Annotated in this window: 16 protein-coding genes; 6 read left to right on the top strand and 10 right to left on the bottom strand. The window is 57.7% G+C overall.

What is annotated here, in order from left to right; all coding sequences use genetic code 11:
• Positions 1 to 540: 540 nt before the first annotated feature.
• Positions 541 to 1,443: an MFS transporter gene (locus tag ACNJYD_RS10135; protein ID WP_439366209.1), complete on the top strand. Its 903-nt coding sequence runs from the start codon at positions 541 to 543 to the stop codon at positions 1,441 to 1,443.
• Positions 1,444 to 2,000: 557 nt separating this feature from the next.
• Here ACNJYD_RS10135 and ACNJYD_RS10130 read toward each other — a convergent pair.
• Together ACNJYD_RS10130 and ACNJYD_RS10125 are read right to left on the bottom strand one after the other, a co-directional pair.
• Positions 2,001 to 3,551 carry a hypothetical protein gene (locus tag ACNJYD_RS10130; RefSeq protein WP_439366208.1) on the bottom strand — a complete coding sequence of 517 codons (1,551 nt, stop codon included), beginning with the start codon at positions 3,549 to 3,551 and terminating at the stop codon, positions 2,001 to 2,003.
• 1,417 nt (positions 3,552 to 4,968) lie between these two features.
• Positions 4,969 to 5,496 carry a hypothetical protein gene (locus tag ACNJYD_RS10125; protein WP_439366207.1) on the bottom strand — a complete coding sequence of 176 codons (528 nt, stop codon included), beginning with the start codon at positions 5,494 to 5,496 and terminating at the stop codon, positions 4,969 to 4,971.
• Between the two features lie 720 nt (positions 5,497 to 6,216).
• Between ACNJYD_RS10125 and ACNJYD_RS10120 the strand changes: the two genes are divergently transcribed.
• Together ACNJYD_RS10120 and ACNJYD_RS10115 are read left to right on the top strand one after the other, a co-directional pair.
• The gene (locus ACNJYD_RS10120) at positions 6,217 to 6,606 is read left to right on the top strand and encodes an avidin/streptavidin family protein (RefSeq protein ID WP_439366206.1); all 390 of its coding nucleotides are present in this window, start codon (positions 6,217 to 6,219) and stop codon (positions 6,604 to 6,606) included.
• Between the two features lie 850 nt (positions 6,607 to 7,456).
• Positions 7,457 to 7,633, top strand: a complete 177-nt coding sequence (locus tag ACNJYD_RS10115; protein ID WP_439367450.1) for a cold-shock protein — start codon at positions 7,457 to 7,459, stop codon at positions 7,631 to 7,633.
• Between the two features lie 215 nt (positions 7,634 to 7,848).
• Here ACNJYD_RS10115 and ACNJYD_RS10110 read toward each other — a convergent pair whose 3' ends face one another.
• From ACNJYD_RS10110 to ACNJYD_RS10075, 8 genes are all read right to left on the bottom strand, one after another.
• Positions 7,849 to 8,025, bottom strand: a complete 177-nt coding sequence (locus tag ACNJYD_RS10110; RefSeq protein WP_439366205.1) for a hypothetical protein — start codon at positions 8,023 to 8,025, stop codon at positions 7,849 to 7,851.
• A gap of 9 nt (positions 8,026 to 8,034) precedes the next feature.
• A complete protein-coding gene (locus tag ACNJYD_RS10105) occupies positions 8,035 to 8,406 on the bottom strand; it encodes a hypothetical protein (RefSeq protein ID WP_439366204.1) in 372 nt (123 codons plus the stop codon).
• 224 nt (positions 8,407 to 8,630) lie between these two features.
• Entirely contained in the window at positions 8,631 to 8,762 is a 132-nt protein-coding gene (locus ACNJYD_RS10100; RefSeq protein ID WP_439366203.1) for a hypothetical protein, read from the bottom strand.
• A gap of 202 nt (positions 8,763 to 8,964) precedes the next feature.
• Positions 8,965 to 10,320 (bottom strand): hypothetical protein, encoded by a 1,356-nt coding sequence (locus ACNJYD_RS10095; protein ID WP_439366202.1) that lies wholly within the window; start codon positions 10,318 to 10,320, stop codon positions 8,965 to 8,967.
• A 3-nt stretch (positions 10,321 to 10,323) separates the two neighbouring features.
• Positions 10,324 to 11,493, bottom strand: coding sequence for a caspase family protein (locus ACNJYD_RS10090; RefSeq protein ID WP_439366201.1), 1,170 nt, complete (start codon positions 11,491 to 11,493; stop codon positions 10,324 to 10,326).
• A gap of 1 nt (position 11,494) precedes the next feature.
• Positions 11,495 to 12,661: a hypothetical protein gene (locus ACNJYD_RS10085; RefSeq protein WP_439366200.1), complete on the bottom strand. Its 1,167-nt coding sequence runs from the start codon at positions 12,659 to 12,661 to the stop codon at positions 11,495 to 11,497.
• Between the two features lie 396 nt (positions 12,662 to 13,057).
• On the bottom strand, positions 13,058 to 13,324 hold the full coding sequence (locus tag ACNJYD_RS10080) for a hypothetical protein (protein ID WP_439366199.1): 267 nt from the start codon (positions 13,322 to 13,324) through the stop codon (positions 13,058 to 13,060).
• 51 nt (positions 13,325 to 13,375) lie between these two features.
• Positions 13,376 to 14,572 (bottom strand): S8 family peptidase, encoded by a 1,197-nt coding sequence (locus ACNJYD_RS10075; RefSeq protein WP_439366198.1) that lies wholly within the window; start codon positions 14,570 to 14,572, stop codon positions 13,376 to 13,378.
• A gap of 387 nt (positions 14,573 to 14,959) precedes the next feature.
• On the opposite strand from ACNJYD_RS10075, the gene ACNJYD_RS10070 reads away from it, so the two are divergent.
• The 3 genes from ACNJYD_RS10070 (at position 14,960) to ACNJYD_RS10060 (ending at position 17,576) form a co-directional block, all read left to right on the top strand.
• Complete coding sequence (locus tag ACNJYD_RS10070; protein WP_439366197.1) at positions 14,960 to 15,769, top strand: hypothetical protein; 810 nt, start codon at positions 14,960 to 14,962, stop codon at positions 15,767 to 15,769.
• Between the two features lie 508 nt (positions 15,770 to 16,277).
• Complete coding sequence (locus tag ACNJYD_RS10065) at positions 16,278 to 16,466, top strand: hypothetical protein (protein ID WP_439366196.1); 189 nt, start codon at positions 16,278 to 16,280, stop codon at positions 16,464 to 16,466.
• A 120-nt stretch (positions 16,467 to 16,586) separates the two neighbouring features.
• Positions 16,587 to 17,576, top strand: coding sequence for a S1 family peptidase (locus tag ACNJYD_RS10060; protein WP_439366195.1), 990 nt, complete (start codon positions 16,587 to 16,589; stop codon positions 17,574 to 17,576).
• Positions 17,577 to 17,844 lie beyond the last annotated feature (268 nt).

The following is a 17,844-nucleotide window of genomic DNA, read 5'->3' as shown; positions in this document are numbered from 1 at the left end:
CGCGCTTAATGGTTCCTCGAGCTAAGATGGCCGCTCTTCCCGTCGCGCGGAGCTGAGACGAGACGAGTCCGAGCATCGGCTAGCTTGGCCCTTCTCCTATACAGGCTGAAATTCAAAGGCTCCAAAGCACCGTCATCGCGAGGAGCACTCCCTGACTCGTCCTAAGCGAAGCCGCAAACAGAGCCCTTTTTGCTCAGGTGAGCCGCATCAGGCGAGACACTCGGCATATGCTACAGGAGCCGAGAAGATCACGATGCCTCTGGGAGGATGATAGGCTGATTGTCGTGGCATTGGGCGGTGCAGGAATTATCAGCTACGGCACGCTCTATTATTGCGTAGGGGCCATCGCAAAAGAGGCTTCCCGTGACCTCGCCGTCACAGAGGAGTGGATACTCGCTTGCTTCTCCTTAGCGTTGTTTGCCAGTGCGCTGATGTCGCTGATTGCCGGTCGGCTCATGGACCGATACGGCGCAGGCAAAACTATGAGAGTGGCCTCATTCGCTGGAGGTGCTAGTCTGGGACTTGCGGCAATATCTTGGAATGCAGTCGTTTTCGCGATCGCCCTATTCGGCATGCAACTTGCGTCGGCCTTTCTCTTTTACGAGGCCGCATTCGTGTTTTTGGTTCAGCGAGATGCGGTTCATGCCAAAGGGGCAAATTGCTCTATTGACATTGATCGTGGCTTTCTCGTCAACGCTGTTTTGGCCGCTGACCTCGCTGTTGCTCGCTTCGATATCCTGGAGGCAAGTCTGTTGGATCTACGGAGGCTGCAATGTTCTTCTCGCCCTCCCTTTAATCCACTTGGCTCTTGGAGGGTCCTCCGTGACACTTGGACATCAGCGCAAGGTCCATGGGCCGCAAGCCCGCTCCTTTTCCAAGCTGATCGATCTTGTCTTGGTATCGGTCGGCTTTTCGCTGACGACCTTTGTTTTCTCAGCACTTCTCGGCCGGATGATCCCAATCCTTTCGTCGACCGGTTTAGAGATGGAGCGGACAGCGCTGGTTTCGACTCTCTTCGGCCCGTCGCAGGTTGCGGTACGGCTATTTGCAGCCTCGTTTACCGAGAGGGTATCCCCAATTCAGCTCACCATGCTCTCATGTGTTATGCTCTCGGCTGCTACATTCGTCATTATGTTGGCGTCTCACACTCTCGTCGGAATTGTAATCTTCATTGCCTTCTTTGGGTTTAGCTCTGGTCTAAACAGCATCTGTCGTGGAAGCTTGCCGCTCTCAGTCTTCGGTCCGGATGGGTATGGAACACGAGTCGGGTTGATCACGACGTTCCGATTGTCTACGGCATCGTTTGCGCCATTCTTCTTCAGTTTCATCCAAAGCCACTATGGTATCGTGCTCGCATTGGCATCTCTAGCTCTCTGCGCAATAGGAAGCACGCTTTCATTCGCATTTGTGAGCGCTCGGTCAAAACGAGAGCCGAGCCGTTGAAGAAATGTGTTTCCACCTCAGAGTGAGGGCGACCTAGACTTGACCGGATAGTAAACAATTGTCGGGGCATCTTCGATGGAGAAATCGCATGCCTAACAGTTTAGGTCGCCAGGCCGAGGTCGGCGCGTATCCGGCAGAGTTGTGCTGTGTAAGATCCGGAAGTCGCAATCAACAGCGCGAGCCGACTGGAGCGACCAACCTGGGCACACCAAGGCGCCGCAAGCCGCACTGGAATGACCGAAGCACAGGCTGAGGAGGGGCACGTTGATTTGGTCATCGCGACTGACGCCACCATCGGTGGGGCATTCCGCGGCGTGTTGCAGCCACTTTCGTCCGAGTCCAGCCATGGTCATGATACGAAGTACGTGGCAAGCCGACTTTCAAAGCGTTTGGTCGGGTTAACCGTGATGCCAGCCGGTCTCGATGTAACTGTCCACACTAAGCACACCTATCAGGCGCGGCCGGCATGCACTCTAAGCGAGCATCGACATGGCTGACTTACCGTCCACCGTGATTCTCTGCAGTTTGCTCGGGCCTACCTTTAAAAAGGCCGCTGCCTAGCGACAACTTGCACAGCTTACACTGTCGGCGTGATTTGTTCGGGTACGCTCAGCGCGCCAAGTCGCTTGTCCGAACTGCCGCCTAAAGGTAATGCCGCTGTACTTGGGTGCGGATGCACCCAAGTGAACAACGCCCGTCAGGCTGCCATCGCGAAGCGTTCCTTCGAACTCGTAGTCTAAGCCCAAGGGGTCTCCCGGCAATTGTGAAAGGAGCTTCAATTTCGACCCAATTATGTTGCCTCGGCAGCTACCCGAAACCTCGGCGCCAATGTGCGTGCCCGCAATATCTTGGCGATCCTGTAGTAGCGTGAACGCATGGACAGCGCTGCCGTGAAGAAAGTCGATAAAGACCTGCCATGCTCCCGCTAGCTCCTCGAAAGCACCCTCTGGTGGTGCCGCTGGCGCTAACGGCGGTTCTGCAATGGCATGAACGATTGAACGGCCAACGATCTCGGCTTCAACTTTGGTCAGATTGGTCGGATCGACTACGATCCGTTGGGGGCCTTGCCAACAGTCGTGCAACACAATGCGTGGCCGAGCGCTGTCCAGCTTTTTGGCGATCAGATTGGCGTTCACAGAGAACGTCCTAACGTCCCAAGAAACTGCTATTCGTGGATTGCAGAACGCAGAGTCCGGTTCCATCTCTTGGACATAAAGGCCAGGCACGCTCAAAAATTCCCGCTTCATGATCGAAATACACTCGCGCCATCTTTCCATCGCACGAGCAGCCCCTCCCTTTACCCATTGCTCCAACGCGACGTAAGCGCCAATGATCTCGTCTTTACCAACCTTCATTGACCGACCAAACGACTGGCAAGGAGGCCCATTTAGATACGCCGCTCTGCACAATCTTTCCGAGCCGAGTAGGAAGCCGGTAGATTGCGGTCCGCTGATATACTTCCCGCCTGAATGAATTAGCAGGTCGGCACCGTTTTGAAGCCAAACGTTCGGAAATTTGGGTGCCTGTCCGGCCGCGTCTACGATCAGTGGAATTCCCAGTTTTTTGGAGCGCAGAGCGATTTGTTCGAACGATAACGCCGACTTCGGAGTATCTGAGGCAACAACGCATATTGCTGCGATCTTCTCAATTTGAAGCTGTTCGAGGTCTGAGACACGGCCGATCGGAAGCACCATGCAACCGACCGCTCGAATTGCGTGTTCGTAGGCCATTCGCTGATCAGCAGCCACAACCACCATCTTCTCGCCTCGTAACGGGAGCTTCAGCATCTTTTCTGGGTTGTTACCAGCTACGCAAGCAGCGACCGCCTGGCTTACTGCTGCGGCACTTCCAGCGGTCACGAGCCCCCATTCGGCACCGGTGAGCGCAGCCAATTTCCGTCCGATCGCTTCCGCTAGTTCATCCAGAACGACAAAGCCCTGACCCGACGCTTCCATTGCGGCGACTACAGGTCGGGTTGGATTGCATCCGCCGTAGGAGGTACGCACGCCGGTGCAGTTAATGATCGGCTCAATGCCAAGTTCGCGGAACACTTGACCTGCGACGGGACTGACATGCGGCGCACCCTCGCATTCAATATCCAAGCTCATGCAAGCACCTCCTGTAAGGCTTCAGGGAAAAGCCGACGCGGATTGCATTGCTGACGTCAGGGAACCAAGACAAGCCCGAGACCGCACAAACTCTCGAGCCTGCTAGGCTAGCACTCGCCATCGATAAAAAGCGGCTGGAGCCAGCCGTCAAAATATTCTTCCCGAAGTCGACTGGCCCATAGCGTCGAGGTCGCGAGCTATGCCATCCCTGGCATCCAATAGCATGCAATTTGAAGCATGCGATTTGACCGAGGCCCGTCATGCCGCTTTCCCTCCTCGGTTGACCCAAGAGGGTAACCGAACATCATTCCAGCCGGCAACGCCTGCCGAACCGCGAGGAAAGCATCAAAACTCGTGCCACTTCGCTGATTGCGCCAAGCCCTCGTTTATTGGGTTTCCGTCGGTTCGGCTCTGCGAACATGTTGCAACACCTAGGTCACGAACCCAACAAACCCGACAAAGGTTGGTCTCGTTCTTTTACCGTTATCCGCTTCTGCCATTTTGATGGTTTGAGCGTGAGCGCGTCATGTTGAAGCGTATGCGGCGTTGACGACGTAGTTGGCGCATTCCCGGGCGTGAAGCGGTCCAGCAAGGCACCGTTGCGCTTCTAGATTGTGTTTACGGTTGCTCGGCGGCCTTTCGGAGTTGAGCTTGGCGGAGACTTGCTCGATCGGGTTGAGCTCGGGCTGTGGGGCGACACGCAGAACAGCTTTGCGCCTCCGGTCGGATGACGCGCACGCACGATCTTTCCTTTGTGGCTGCCGAGATTCTTAATGACGACGGTGTCGCCGAGCAGGAGGGATGGCACCAACACCTATTCGACGTAGGCCAGGACGCTTCGCCCTTGATCGGCCCGTCGATCACACCGGGAGCGCTGATGCGACCCCACGTTCGCGCGCTCTCTCTCTGGAGTGCTCATAGGCAACGGTGTCGTACCTTGGGGGGAACGACAGCCACAGGTCGCGCCAGCGTGCCCCCGGAAATCGCGATCACCTTTCCGCCAGAGGTATCCACTTCGGCGGCCGGAAAGCTTGCCGGCAGAATTCTCGCGATCTCCGGATCATTTCCTGATCAAAGCGGGCTCCCTGACCGAAGTCCATATTGATGCAGGTCGCTCTCGGTCGATATGAGCCGGAAGGAATGCTCCAACGAGGCCCGTGGAGACACGCAGTCGCTTATGGATGCGTCCAACACGCGTATTGAGCTCGGTTGAGCAGGGTCACAGAGTCCGCTGTCGGTGCTTCAGACGCGTTGAGGAAAACATGTCCAGCCGGTACCGATGGCAACGCCATTCGTCGGACTGCTAGTTGAAGCAGCCCTCGACCTTTTGATCTCTCGAACTCAAGAGACGCAGAAAAACGGACTGAGGCTGACCGGCCGGAAGGTTGAAGCGCCCGCGACAACACTATGGAGTGTATCAACGCTGGTCGGAGCCGGCATCAGCAATTAGCGGCGCACCGCCGATCGAGATTGGGCCTTCTGACTTAGAGGGCTGGACCACTCTCTTCACCGGCCTCGATACAGGACGCGCTGCTGGCGGAGACGGAGCCGCCGACTCAGATGTAGGGACCGGTGAATTCTGCAAAGACTCGATCTTGGCCGTCAATGCCTCGATCTGGTCCGCCATCCGCTTCAAATCGGCTTGCTGCGCACCCATGTTACGATTGAGCTCTGTGATTCCATCACTTGCCTTCTCAATTTGATCATTTGCCTTCTGTTGTCCCAATCGGATCTCCCAGAGAGCTTCCTTTTCTTCGTGTGACAAGCCTGCTTCACGCGCCGATGACGTCCCGGAAAGTGCCTCGGCGCTAGTCCAATAATAGGCACCCCCAGCGCACAGGCCGATGGAGACGGCCAAAAGCACGAGGATCCAAGAAAAGCGCCTTGAAGGCCTGTGCAAGTCGGGCGGCAACGCCGAGGCGTTCGCTTGATCAATTACATCCATGTCCAGTTCCTATTGGCTTTTCTCGTTGACGCCATACCGGCCAACCGTCAAGTGGTACTGTCGGCGACAGCACCTCTTTGCGCAATATTGCCAGTGCTCACGCTCAGTTCACGACGTGCTCCGCGAGCCAGCGCTACCTTGCTGCTGTTACGGCCACTTCCTTGCCGTTGAAACTCCAAGAATTGGCGGGGTTAAGTGAGCACTGACACACCAAGATGACGGATGACTTTCCTCGGGACTAGCACGATCTCTCCCCGAGGAGTGCTCCATGTAAACGCAAACCTTCTTATGGCTTTGCCGATCCAGCGGCGAAAACGGATGGATACGGGCGCTTAACGCACCCAGTGAGGACTGATGTGAGGTCGTCGAAGTCAGCCGGTTGCTTGCGAGACGCCGGCAGACCTTCAAACTTGCTTTCCAGCAAATCGACGCGCAATTGGCGAAGACGCGAGAACTGATGTCGCTCTCGTCGTCTGGTTCCCGCATTGCGCCGACCATTTCGGCGACCGGGAGCGCTCGTCTCACATCAAAGTAGCCGAGCATCGGCTTACCGAGCGGACGCCGCGACCACTCTTCGGGAGATTCAGGCCGTAGGGCGCCGGGATCCGGCGCGACTTCGGGTATATGCGCCGCATTCCACTGCCGAATGCAAGATAAGGCAGCGAACTACACGATCTATGTTGCTACCCTTACGCGACTTACTTGCTTCGAGGTTTGAATATGAAGAGACTTCTAGGACTTTTGCTGCTTGCCCAATGCTTCGTGGTATCGAGCGAGGCCACGGCGCAGGGTCTTCCAGCTCCTTCATTCTGGAAGAATGAACGGGGCTCAGAACTGTTCGTTTTCGCCAACAGCGGGGCAATACAAGGAACTTTCACAAACCACGCTCACGGTTTTGCCTGCCAAGGCATCCCCTATCCCGCATCCGGAGCCGTTAGTCCCAGGGGGTTGTATTTTGTTGTCACTTTTGCCCAGTGCAATTCCTTTACCCGCTGGGTTGGCAAACTTAATGGCTCCAAAATGCCAACGTCATGGACGCTGTTCTACTTTGACCAGAACGGCAAGCCCAGCAAGTTGAAGGGCGCGGATACATTCACGCGCGTATGGTAGTCTCGCTCTTCCTTGCAACGTCGCGACCTTCGATCGGCGCTCTCGCAAATTTGGCTGGTCGCTGTGAGACGTTGAGGCTTGCCTTTCGTAAAGCTCTGCGCTCTCCCAGCGTCACTCAACATTGGATGCTTGGCAGCCCAATATTCCGGCGTAGCCGATGAATAACATCAAAAGGCCCCTTCCCCATTCGAAACGGCAGTTCAAGCTTGCGCCCACACTGTGCGACTTTCCGCGCGTTAGCATTACTGTTCATGTTCTTGTCTTGAAAGAAGCGCGCGGCCGAGCAGGGGTGCCGCCAATATGTACGGCGTTCGTGTTGCGGCGTTTGGTTGACGGATGTGAGTTTTCAGCTCTCGATACTTAAAATTCTCGCCGGCCAACCGGAGGGCCGCGCCAGTCTCGCCGTCCTGAAGAATTACCTGACAGTGTTCTACACCAGCGGCCCGGAGTGGGCGGCTCGCATGAAGCGACTGGCCGAGCGGGCACCAGGTCTCAATATTTTCGGGCAGAAATTGGTTGAGCGAGACTCCGGGCACTGGATCATAACAGAAGGGGGACGCGCCTTTCTTGCTTCACTGGAACGTGCGGCGGTGACGATCACTCAGGAGCGAGCGCTCGAAGAGACGATTGAGACGCCTCTCGCAAGTAAACTTCCCGCGTCTCCTCTGACGTCGGGACGCCGCAATGCCAGTCGCAGACATCGCCGCTGCAATCGGTCGTCCCGGCGCGAACGCCACTCCCCATAGCCCCGCAAAGCGATTGCGATCGTCACGTGCACCCCAGGTACGGAATCGATCGTTGCGCAAACAACAGCTACATCGTAACTGGAGATAATGACGTGGCGGCTGGCATGGTAAAGTGGTTTAACGCGGCGAATGGCTACGGTATCATCAAGCCTGATCGTGGTGGAGTCGACTTATTCGTGCAAATCAGGGGGGTTGAGAAGGCCCGCTACGCCGCTCTGGCGGAGGGGAGCTCAGGACAACAGCTCAGGCAAAGTGCCTGTAAGAGTCTCCGCATTGGATGATTTTAGCCCTTCAGCTGCGGCGGGGAACTCTTGCTGGATCCGCTGCGCTCGGCCCGCGTGAAGTCCATCTCAAGCATCTGCCACCTTCCGCCCGCCTTACAGGGCGACCAAAAACACCAGATCGCATATTTGCGCTGAATTTTCAGGTTTCGTCGATCGTTTTCTGCATTTTGTTCGAAGAGACGATGAGAGAAGCCGTGCCCGTGCGAGGCTGGCTAGTACTCGGGTTCGAAGCGCGCAATTCTGCGCGGTCCATCCCAGAGTTCTACAGGATCGTCCTCGAGCAGGTCCTCAGCACGTGCCTTGGCTTCGTCCTCGGTGGCACAAACTAAACCAATCGTCAGAATGACTTCGCCCTCGACCGTGAGGACAACCGCCCGAAATGTTTTCATCGACCGGAGTTACACCTGTTCCCCTTCTCTTCCTATCCTTTTGTGTTCAGAGCCTATGATTTTGCAAACAAGCGCGACGGGGCTGCGAGCAGCGCCCTGGATCGGCACGGCGGCGCGTTGGTGATCGAGTAACAATTTCATTTGGGGTGTCCTTTCTTGGTCATTGGTTTTTGGCGTAGGGCGCAGCCCTCGCCATAAAACCAATGGCGTCATTCTCTTCGGGGCAGCGCGTGCAAGGGTTCGATAGGCGAGCTTGCCGTAGGGTGTCGCGACCGCGACGTCGAGTTCGTTGCGGATCTCATCCCACGCCGGATTTTCCTCGAAACCGTCCCGTCTAGCGTTAGGTATGGCCGCCTTCGGCTCGAGAAAGATCTCCCCCACGTACCAATCGGCGAAGCGAGCGTAGGAACTTCGCGCCTTCGTATCGGCGCGACGGGAAACAGCGAAGATTTCACGAATGATTTTGGTATCATCGATCTGGATGTTGCGTACCCTTACCCTGATGCCTCGCGAATCCTGATCCTTGATTCCGCCGGAAAGCTTGGGCCTCCCGACCCAGCCCCACTATCTTCCGGACGGCGATACCAGAATATCCGTCGTCACTTCTACCTGCCTATGGCGGTGCCAACCACGTTCGCCTTGTGAACAAGATGAAGGTGAAACTCGTCCCTCGCCTTCTGCAGGTCCGTGATCGAAAGCATCCCGAAGTCGTCTTGCCGCGACAGATAATCGGTCATGCAGCCCCCCTCGCCGCCTCACGGCGGTCGCTCAGCCTTTCGTGTCGGTCGGAAATCGCCACGCCGAAAATCGGCAGCAATCACTCGGTAGCAACAATTAAGTTCGCAATCTCAGTATGTATGGCGTAAGCACCACGCGCTGTCAAAGGAGGTCGTCGGAACGAGGACCGTCATTGCAGGCGATGCGCGGCCGGCGCAGATCTCACGGCAGAAAAGCACCTTCTTCCATGAAGATACGAGACATACGATCAAGCGGGAGAGGATGGATTGGCAAGCTGTCCTCACCGGGCTGTAAGGGACCGCTTCCCCAAAATGCTTCAAAGCCGCCGGCATCCGCGGAGACATTCAAAAAGTCGCCTGGCTTCGCACGGTCGTCCTGAGGACCGCGTATGACGGGCAACTTGCGGAGCCGCATCGCTTGGGTCAACAAGGCGCGAGTCCGCGAGAAGAGGCAAGCCGGCGCGGCCTCTGCTGATCGGAGAAGATCTTCGACACTTCCTCCCGGCGTGCTCTTCCGGTCCGCCAAGACACGCATCGCGAGCAAGAGATGCGTGTCCGCGACCGAGGGAAGGAGCCTGCGCAGATTTTCCAACCACTGAACCGGAACACGCTTGGGCGCGAACCTTGCGAGGAAGTGAGCGGCCAGCAGCGCAGCGGCAGGATCGCTCGTCTTGTCGACGAGAAGCGCGAACGCGTCGTCATCACTTCCCGAGAATCTATCGTCCCAGATGTTCTCGGCTCCTGAGAACGAGGCGGATGCCAACGCCGACAGAAGATCGGACAACATCGGCGATTGAGGCAAAGCGATAGCGACGGGGACCCTGACAGCCGAAGGATTCGAGATCCGTTCGCCAGCGGCTTCGGCCGCCACTCCGTCCGCCAAGAAAGTTATCCTCAAATCGCACTTGAACGGCGGAACCATGACGACAGGGCCATAACCCCTCTCGTTCAGGAGACCAACCGCTCTCGGCTCGACCGTCGTGTTGGCATCTCCTCTGAGAGAGATGCCCAGATAGTCGGACCTCGCTTCATAGTCGTGCAACGAATCCGGCGGACTCCACGATCCGTTCCTGATCTGCCACTGAACGAGATAGAAGCTCTTTCGTCTGAGGAAGGGCTCGTTCCCAAGCACGTCAAAGGCGCCGTGCGAGACCAGCACGGATTTGAGGTTCCGTCCCGCAGTGCCGCTTGCACCTGTCAGGACCGTACCGAGAGACGCTGATAGTTTCGAGCCGGTCTTGGTCACGCTGGATCGCCGCACGACGGAAGGAACAAGGCCGCGTTCCGCGGCGTCCGAAAGAGTTTCCGAAGACGCGTGGCCGGACGCCGCGAGATCGACCGACGCGGTGGTAGTGATGCTAACGCGCTGCGCCAAAACCTCTCCGTTAGGTCGAGTAGCGACGACGGCGTAATCTCCCGGAGGGACCTCCAGGCTCGCCGACTCCCGATTAGAGGACAGCGACAAGGAATTCACGGGAGCGCTCGTCTCGCCACGAGCATCGATCACATCCACCGAAAGTGGGCCCAAACGATACGCGGTGACGGTGAGTGTTGCCATCTCCTAGCCCTCGAACATTATCTCGCAGAGAGGGGGTGTAGCGAATACCCCCTGCTGCTGGATCACGGCGTTGGCGTCGAAGGCGGCTTCAAGGTCGTAATCGAGCCAAGGCGTGACCACTACCTTGTAAGGTACGGATGCGCCTTCGCCCGGCCGTTGCTCAGCGACGACTTGGTTTTGGCATTTAACGGTCACGGTCGCATGCTTCAGGCGTTGCGCGGGCGTCGATTGGACTAGCATCGTACACCGGGGTTTTTCGTTCCTGCCCAGAAATAACGGAGGTGACGGCGCGTCCGTTTCCGTGACCCGCGCAAACGTGAAATAATCCTGCTCCTCGACCGGGGCGACACGCTGCGCATAAGTCGCCATGGCCTCTTCGATCCCCTGCTGATCGACCCACCACTTCCCGTTCGTCGGCTTGCGGCATCCTGCCCCTGCGCACGCCTCGAGAAAGGCTTCCATGAAACGAGAGGGCCTGCCCTCCTTGCCGAACGCGAGGGCGCCTTGGCTGGCGGATTTGACGATCACTTGCGAGAGATGCCCGTAGTCCTCCTCCGCGGCTGCCCGCTGTCCTTCGACGCTAGACAGGAGCGCGGTCGCGCTGGAGTTCGTTTGCTTCAGAGCCTGGGGAGGAGTGTTGTTGCAGCAATCGAAGATGAGCCACTGCTGTCGAGGCTTGGCTTCGCCGAGCGCGAACGCAAAGTCGTCCAACGCGACCGCGTCGGGCCAAGGGTCGTCTTCGTCGCTCCCGAAACTTGCGCTTAGAAACGTCCGACCACAGGAAGGGAGCCAGATGCCATGGCCACAGCAGTAAAAGATCAGAACGTCGTTTTCGGAGACGTCATTCATCCACGCCTTCCGCGCCTTCTTGATATTCTCGATTGTCGGCGCTTCGAGTTGGATTTGGGTACCATCTGCAGCGACGAACTTCGTGCCATCTGGTTCTGCCGGGGAGTCGACTAGAAGATCGACCGAGGCGAGCGGTTTCTTCAGATCGGTTTGCCAAGTGGCAATGACCTCGGCCGCGAGGCGCAAGGCGCTGGTGGAAGCGCTGGATATCTGAGCCAGCCTGGGCACCCGCAACTTGTTGATCTGGGCGTGGTTGTAGGCCGACGCGCCCAGAATGAGAAAGCGTGTTCCACCGTTCGGCTGCGCCCTCTCGAAAACTCTCATCTCACTGGAAACCCTGTTCCTTGAGCCTCAATTGCAGCCTCTTGTAGAAGCTCGGCTTCTGGAAATAGGCCGAATGCGCATGAAGCAGATCGACTGAAGTATCGTATCCGAAGTCCTCGACGTCCGCGAAGACCGGCTCGCACAAGAACGAGAATACGTCAGTAAAATCGTACACATTCATCCAACGCGACACCGACTTTGGTCTCGGAAGAAGCGCTGCCCCTCGATCACCGTAGAGTTTGAGGTCGGCGAAAAACCCGGGCTGCGACCCCACGGTCAGGAGCGCGTCGATCTTGAATTTCGGCGCCTCATCGCTCAGACGCTTGAGGCACTGATCATCGGTAAGAATGTCGTAGAGCAAGACCCCGCCGAGGCTGTGACCTATCACGACGAGCGGCTCATTTTCGTTCTTCTTCACGTTGGCGGCGGCGATCAGATCCTTGAGAATGGGCTCAAAGATCCTGTCCCTTACTCCTTGGACGCCCACTACGTCCCGCTGCTTGAGATAGACGAAAATATCGCCGAGAAAGTAGGTTACGGATTTGCTCAGATCGGCGCGTTTGGCACGGAGCACCGCGTCACTGGCTGCATTGCCGATCCAGCCTCCGAGCTCGTCCACCGCCTCCTTGATACGATCCTTAATCCCGAAAGCTTGCGCGGTGCCGGCTTTCTTCAATTGAAGCTCACCCTGAAGCGCGTCGGCGAACTCATCGTCCTTCGTCGCCACGAGTGCTGGAATTCCTTTCGGTTGGCCCTTCCCCTGGGCCAACACCGCCGGTTCGAGATAGTCGGCGATCTCCGTCACAAGTGAGATCAGGTTCGTGTTAGTAGCTGCCCCGGGCTTGGCTTGGCCATCTCGAAGAGCTTTCTCGAGGGCCGCGTACGCCGCGAGATCGACGGCTTGAATGCCATCGACCTTCGCGATCCGACCCAAACCCACCTCACCGCTCGCATTGGCGACCCCAAATGCTTGATTTCCAGTCGGCTTCGGAAGCCAAGGCATCTTCACGTCGAAAGCGGCAGCATGACTGCCCCAGTCGGGGTTCTTAATGACCGTGTCGGCGCTTCGGAAGACTATCGCTCGGAACAATGCGTCTCGCTGAGCGATCGCCTCCGTCTGCTCGAGGCTTGGTCGATTGGCCACTCCATGAACGAAGACAAGCGGCATCGGGAAATCTCGCTATGAAATAAAAATAAGCTAACGCAACTGCGAGCCGTCGCGCAATAGCAATGCTCGCTGACCGCGATTATGAATTTAGGAGTGGGACAGAAGTGTGACGATGTTTCGGTCGCCATAGCACTTCCGACGCTCGTCCGAAGGGCCGTCCAATTGCGAGATCTCCTGCGGGTCTCTGCGCTTCCGATGGACAGTATGTTGCGAGGCAAGCCGGACAGGCGCGAGCTGACCTGTGTCAGCGCCAGCGCCATCGAGATCCCTGCCGCCGCACCTCGTCGAACCGCGCGGGGATGCTATTCGGGTGAGCGCCGCAAAAGTATCAGTCCCGGGACAAAATAAGGGCGGCTCAGAATGAGCCGCCTCAACACGCATCCGCCTTCGGACGACCTACCTGGTGAAACTCCGACCGGTCTTTCCTCCGTCAAGAAGATCAAAATCCGTATCTTCGCCAACGGTACAGACGCCTTCTACCGAGCGGCGGAGCGCTCCGGCATATCTATGCTCCACTTCGACGCTTAGGGCCGTGTTGGGATCGCCCGCAAGGATATTGAGGCTCGGCACCTTGCTCACCAACTCGCGTATATCGACTTGTTGCCCGCGAGCACTATCGAGCATCTTTGACGCATTCAAACAGACGATCAGTTTATCTTTCATATGCGTCTTCCATGCTTGACCACAGTATGGGGTGATTCCGTTAAAGTTGCACTACACATTGCATTTGGGTAACCGCGGAACACCGATCCCTTGTCTCTCCCTTTCCATACCGACGTCCTGGGACAGTCTCTTCAACGTTTCCCGAGCGTGTTGGGTCCGCGCCGAAGTTCCTCCCATCCCTAGATATTCCCTGTCGCGGCCTAACGCAATCGCCAGCACGCCCACCACCATCGGCGAAGCGTAGGAAGTACCTGATAATGCGTAAGAAACTTCTCCCCCGCGCTGCACCAGAATTCCGATGCCGGGCGCGGCTACTTCAATGCCACCGGCCGTGCACTCACTCCAGCTGTATACGGTGCCGACCTGCGGGACCCGCCCAGCGAAGCCCTTACGGCCCAAGGCAGCGGTAGCATAATACTTCACGAGCGTGCCTTTTTTTCCCCATTTTTTGAGGCCCAATGCTCCAGCTGCGACACAGTGGATGTCCCTCGCAGGGTACCGTACGCGCTCTTCGCCAGGTTCATTTCCCGCCGCCGCTACCACGAGAACCCCCATCTCCGACGCCGTTTGTAGAGCGGCGGCGACGTGAACATCCTCTCGTGTATGGCCCCAGCTGAGGTTCAAAAGATGGACACCTTGGCTCACCAGTTGCTTGATCGCGATCGCTGCCCGGAAGCCGCTGACGCCTCCCTTTCCGTTGGACGCGTCGGCAAACACGACTTCCGCTCCAGGAGCGACGGACAGTAGCTCGGCCGCCATAGGCTCACGATCCGCCAGAATGCGGCATACCGCCTCGCCGTGTCCCCAAGTGCCTTCTTTACCGATCGCGAGCCCCGTGGGCCCTGTCGTCTGCTTGATGTGTTCGATGCCGGCCGACTGCTGGAAATCGGCATCGACGACGCCGATCTTTATATGCTTGCCTCGATCGTCATCCTCCGTATCCACGTTCATGCAGCGAAGCCACCAGCCAGGCTTCCGGATCATCGGCAACGAGGAGAGCCGCAGTCGGTCGAAAGGCTCGGCGTTCTCGATCCGCATCACCCAAAAGCCAGGCACCGTCGCGCCCACGATGATCTCATCGACCTCGTGGCCCTCGGGGACCGGAAACGATACCCTCCCCTCTTCGTCCGAGAACCTTTCCTGCCTTGGACTTCGTTCAGATCCGTTTCTTGTCCGGAGCAGGACGTGGGCGATTAACGGATCTCCGTGCTCGCTCAACACGACAAACGAGATTTCTTCGGTGCTCAATCGGAAATTCACTTGAGAGGAGAGAAAGAGAGACGAGTTTGGGAAAAAAATGCAACACGAACACAGCCGACCTACGCTTTGGATTCGGCGCGTTGCCGATTATGTTATCGTTTTCCCCCAAGTTGTAAAGTTTTGTATCACCATCCAGGCTCCCGCACGGTGTAGGTCGGAATTCATCCTTGATCCCGCGGCAATGCTTTCGAAGTCTGTCCACCTTCTCGCCGCAAGGTTCAAAAGCGTCCTTTTGTTCGAAGTTCTTTTATCGCGCACAACGCCTTCGGCGCTGTCTCCCTCAAAATAGCCTCGCCGCATCACTTCGGTGCTGCTACATTCATACACGTCGTGGCTAACAACGCTCGCACAGACAGCTTCTTAACGGAGGTTGCAGTGGCAAAGATCGAACCGATCAGCATTCCCGAGCGGCCAAATCTGTATGCTTCCGTTGTTCGATCAATGGATCGTGCACCTACGGCGTTCGTCTTTCACCGCGACCGGTTGTCTTCACATCGAGAACTCCTCGCGGACATCTTGACCGTAAGCCCCGCCGAGATCCGAAGGCAGGCGAACCTGGACGTCGAACCCCTTGCCTGGCTGGTCGAGATTGTCCCAGCGATCGAGACCGGCACAGAGTACGCCGACATCAGGCCGCTCGATCGCCCCGTTCCAGTTGCGACCGACGTCGAACTTTCAAGGTTTGCACTTCTCTCATGCAAACCACGTCTCAGAAATGGAAGCTCTTTCGACATCCAAGTCCAGGCGACCGGCGACCTTCTGTTCGTGCATATATCCACGCGAAACGGCCGCTTTCAAATGCTGACGTTAGGTCCGGACGAAGATCGCGATAAGATCGCCGAAGTGGCCGAAACACTCGCAGATCCTCAAACGGCAGAAGCGCCGGGCGGACTAGACGCCGCGCTCAAGCTCGGCGGAGTGATCGCAGGATTGCGCGATATTAGCAGCGGCCAGCGAGACGATGATCCCTGGCGCATGTTCCATGGTCTCGTGATCTTCCTCCAGTCTTGGAGAAAGCTGCCGGAGCCGATACGCGAAGGCACTGAAAAGCCGATCATCGAAAACACTTCTGCGCCGGAAGGGTATGAACCGCCGCCCACCGGCCCCGCTTCTCGATGTGGGATCCAGGTCCGCCGGTGGATTTCAAGGTCCCGGGAAGCGGAGTATTGGCGGCTTGCTCGGTGATGTCGAACAGCGTCGTCAGGGGAAACGTATCGGGCGCGAAGGGATCGCCCGCATTCAAATAGAGCGTAACCTTGGCTTTCAGACGCTCTGAATCAACTTCCTGCCAGCCTTCAGCCAGGCGAACATCACGCTGGCGTTTTACTCGCCAGACGCCGTCCGAGTTCGCCACCACCTGCAACCGGCGACGGGATCTGGCGCTGCGCTATGCTGAGGGCACCGCGCCAGCTCCCGTCGCTACCACCGCCCAACCGGGCAAATCCAACGACCGGGGCGAACTCAGGACTGGATAAAACTTGAGGAAGAACTTCTCGATCTGCTGCAGAGCGCCGCCGAGGTCGAACTTGAGGCGATCGCATCCCAGGGCTCGGCAGCTTACACGACCCCCTCTGGTCCTGTACTGGACCTCCTCACCAAACTCGCGGAAGAGGACGATCTCGCGAGCTTCTCGCGGGCTTTCATTCTTCTGGCGCGCGCCGCACCGGCTAGCGCCGCGTTTGTCGCGGGCGCGGTGCCGGCAAAGATCTCCAACTTCCTGATCAAGCATCGCGGCGTCAAGGCGACCGCGCTGATCAAGTGGACCGAGTCCAATCCGGATTGGGCTGAGGAGCTCAAGAACGCACTGCGTGATCCCGATCTATTTGTTCGGGTCGTCGAAGGCTTGGCCTCTGCGATCAAGCAAGGTGCCGCCGCTCACTAGACCTTTGACAAAGAAACCGGCGCCGTTTCAAAAAAGCAGCGCCGGTTTCCTTGTGACTCGGATGAGCCTTTACATTGAATGCGCCTTAGGGCGACTCGCCTTGCCATGTTAGACTGGGCGATGCCCTTTCCAGTCACCGCCACAGCCGGAGACGATCCCCGCCAGTTTCTGATTCAAGACCCGACGGGGGTTCGCCATCCGATTATCTCCTTACTGGCAATTGACAACCACACAGAGCGCATCTCTGGTCTCGGCACGGCGTTCCGGATCGACCCCTTCGGAGGATATCTGACCGCACAGCACGTGCTTCAAGCATGGCTCGGGCCTTCGCGCCCGCGGTCGACGGTTGTCGGTCTGCTCAACCCGGGGCTTGTTTATGGGCGCGCCCCGATTGGGGTCGACGGGATGGTCGTGATTGCGTCAGCGACCGCCTTTCGCACCCCGCCAGAAGATATTGCCCTTGATCGGCTGCTCAACCGTGACTCGAGCCGCATGTCACTCGACTGCATGACGCTGTCGTTCAAAGCGGACAACACGCGCCTGAACGAAGTACGCGATTTTCTGCCCCTGCGGCTGATCGGAAAATGGCCCGAGATCGGCGATGAAGTCATGGCGGTGGGATTTCCCGAACTGCGTTCGATACAGGATCGCGAGATCGACACGGATGTTCTGACCGAGCGCATGTATGGGTCTATTGGCCGCATAACGGCAGTGCCGCCGAGTGGTCGCGAACATCGGCCTTGGCCGACATTTGCGGTCGACAGCTATTGGCCCGGCGGTATGAGCGGCGGACCCGTGTTCAACCAGGACGGAGAGGTGATCGGCCTCGTCAGCTCGAGCGACGAGCCGGGAAGCGACGGTGCGCAATCCTGCGCCTTCTGGTTTGCGCCGATCCCCGGTCTTCAACGCAACCTCCCTCACGTCGACCCGTCGAACCCGGGATGGGTGCGCGGTTGGGCGGTGGTGCGCAACGTTCCCTGGCATGTTGCGGCAATGACCAACGACCGAGCACGGGCAGAGAAAATCTGCGCGACGTTGGCGTCGGACTATTCGGTTCGCTTTGGCTCCCTGCGGGCTGGCTCAGATGACTTTATGGGCTCGGCCGATTAGGCGGCTCAGCTAAATTGGAAGCCGACCAGGTATGCCGATTTCACCGAGTCGTGGGCTCGACCTTTCCCACGCGCAAAGGCAACGATGCGGGATATGAGCAAACCATTTGGTTCTCTCAATCTCTATGCCCGCTTCAGCCGCGAGCGAAAGATTTCCGTCACGGCGCCCCAGACAGCTCAGAAAAACGGGACGAACTCGTGAAGAAGCTCCTACCGGTCATCATGGGCAACCGGATTGCCGGACTGGTAATCGCCCTGAACAAGACGGA

The sequence above is a fragment of the Bradyrhizobium sp. SPXBL-02 genome, from assembly GCF_051853065.1.
Classification (GTDB): Bacteria; Pseudomonadota; Alphaproteobacteria; order Rhizobiales; family Xanthobacteraceae; genus Bradyrhizobium.
The sequence above is the reverse complement of the archived record's forward strand: the minus strand, read 5'-3'. Positions and strand labels throughout refer to the sequence as shown.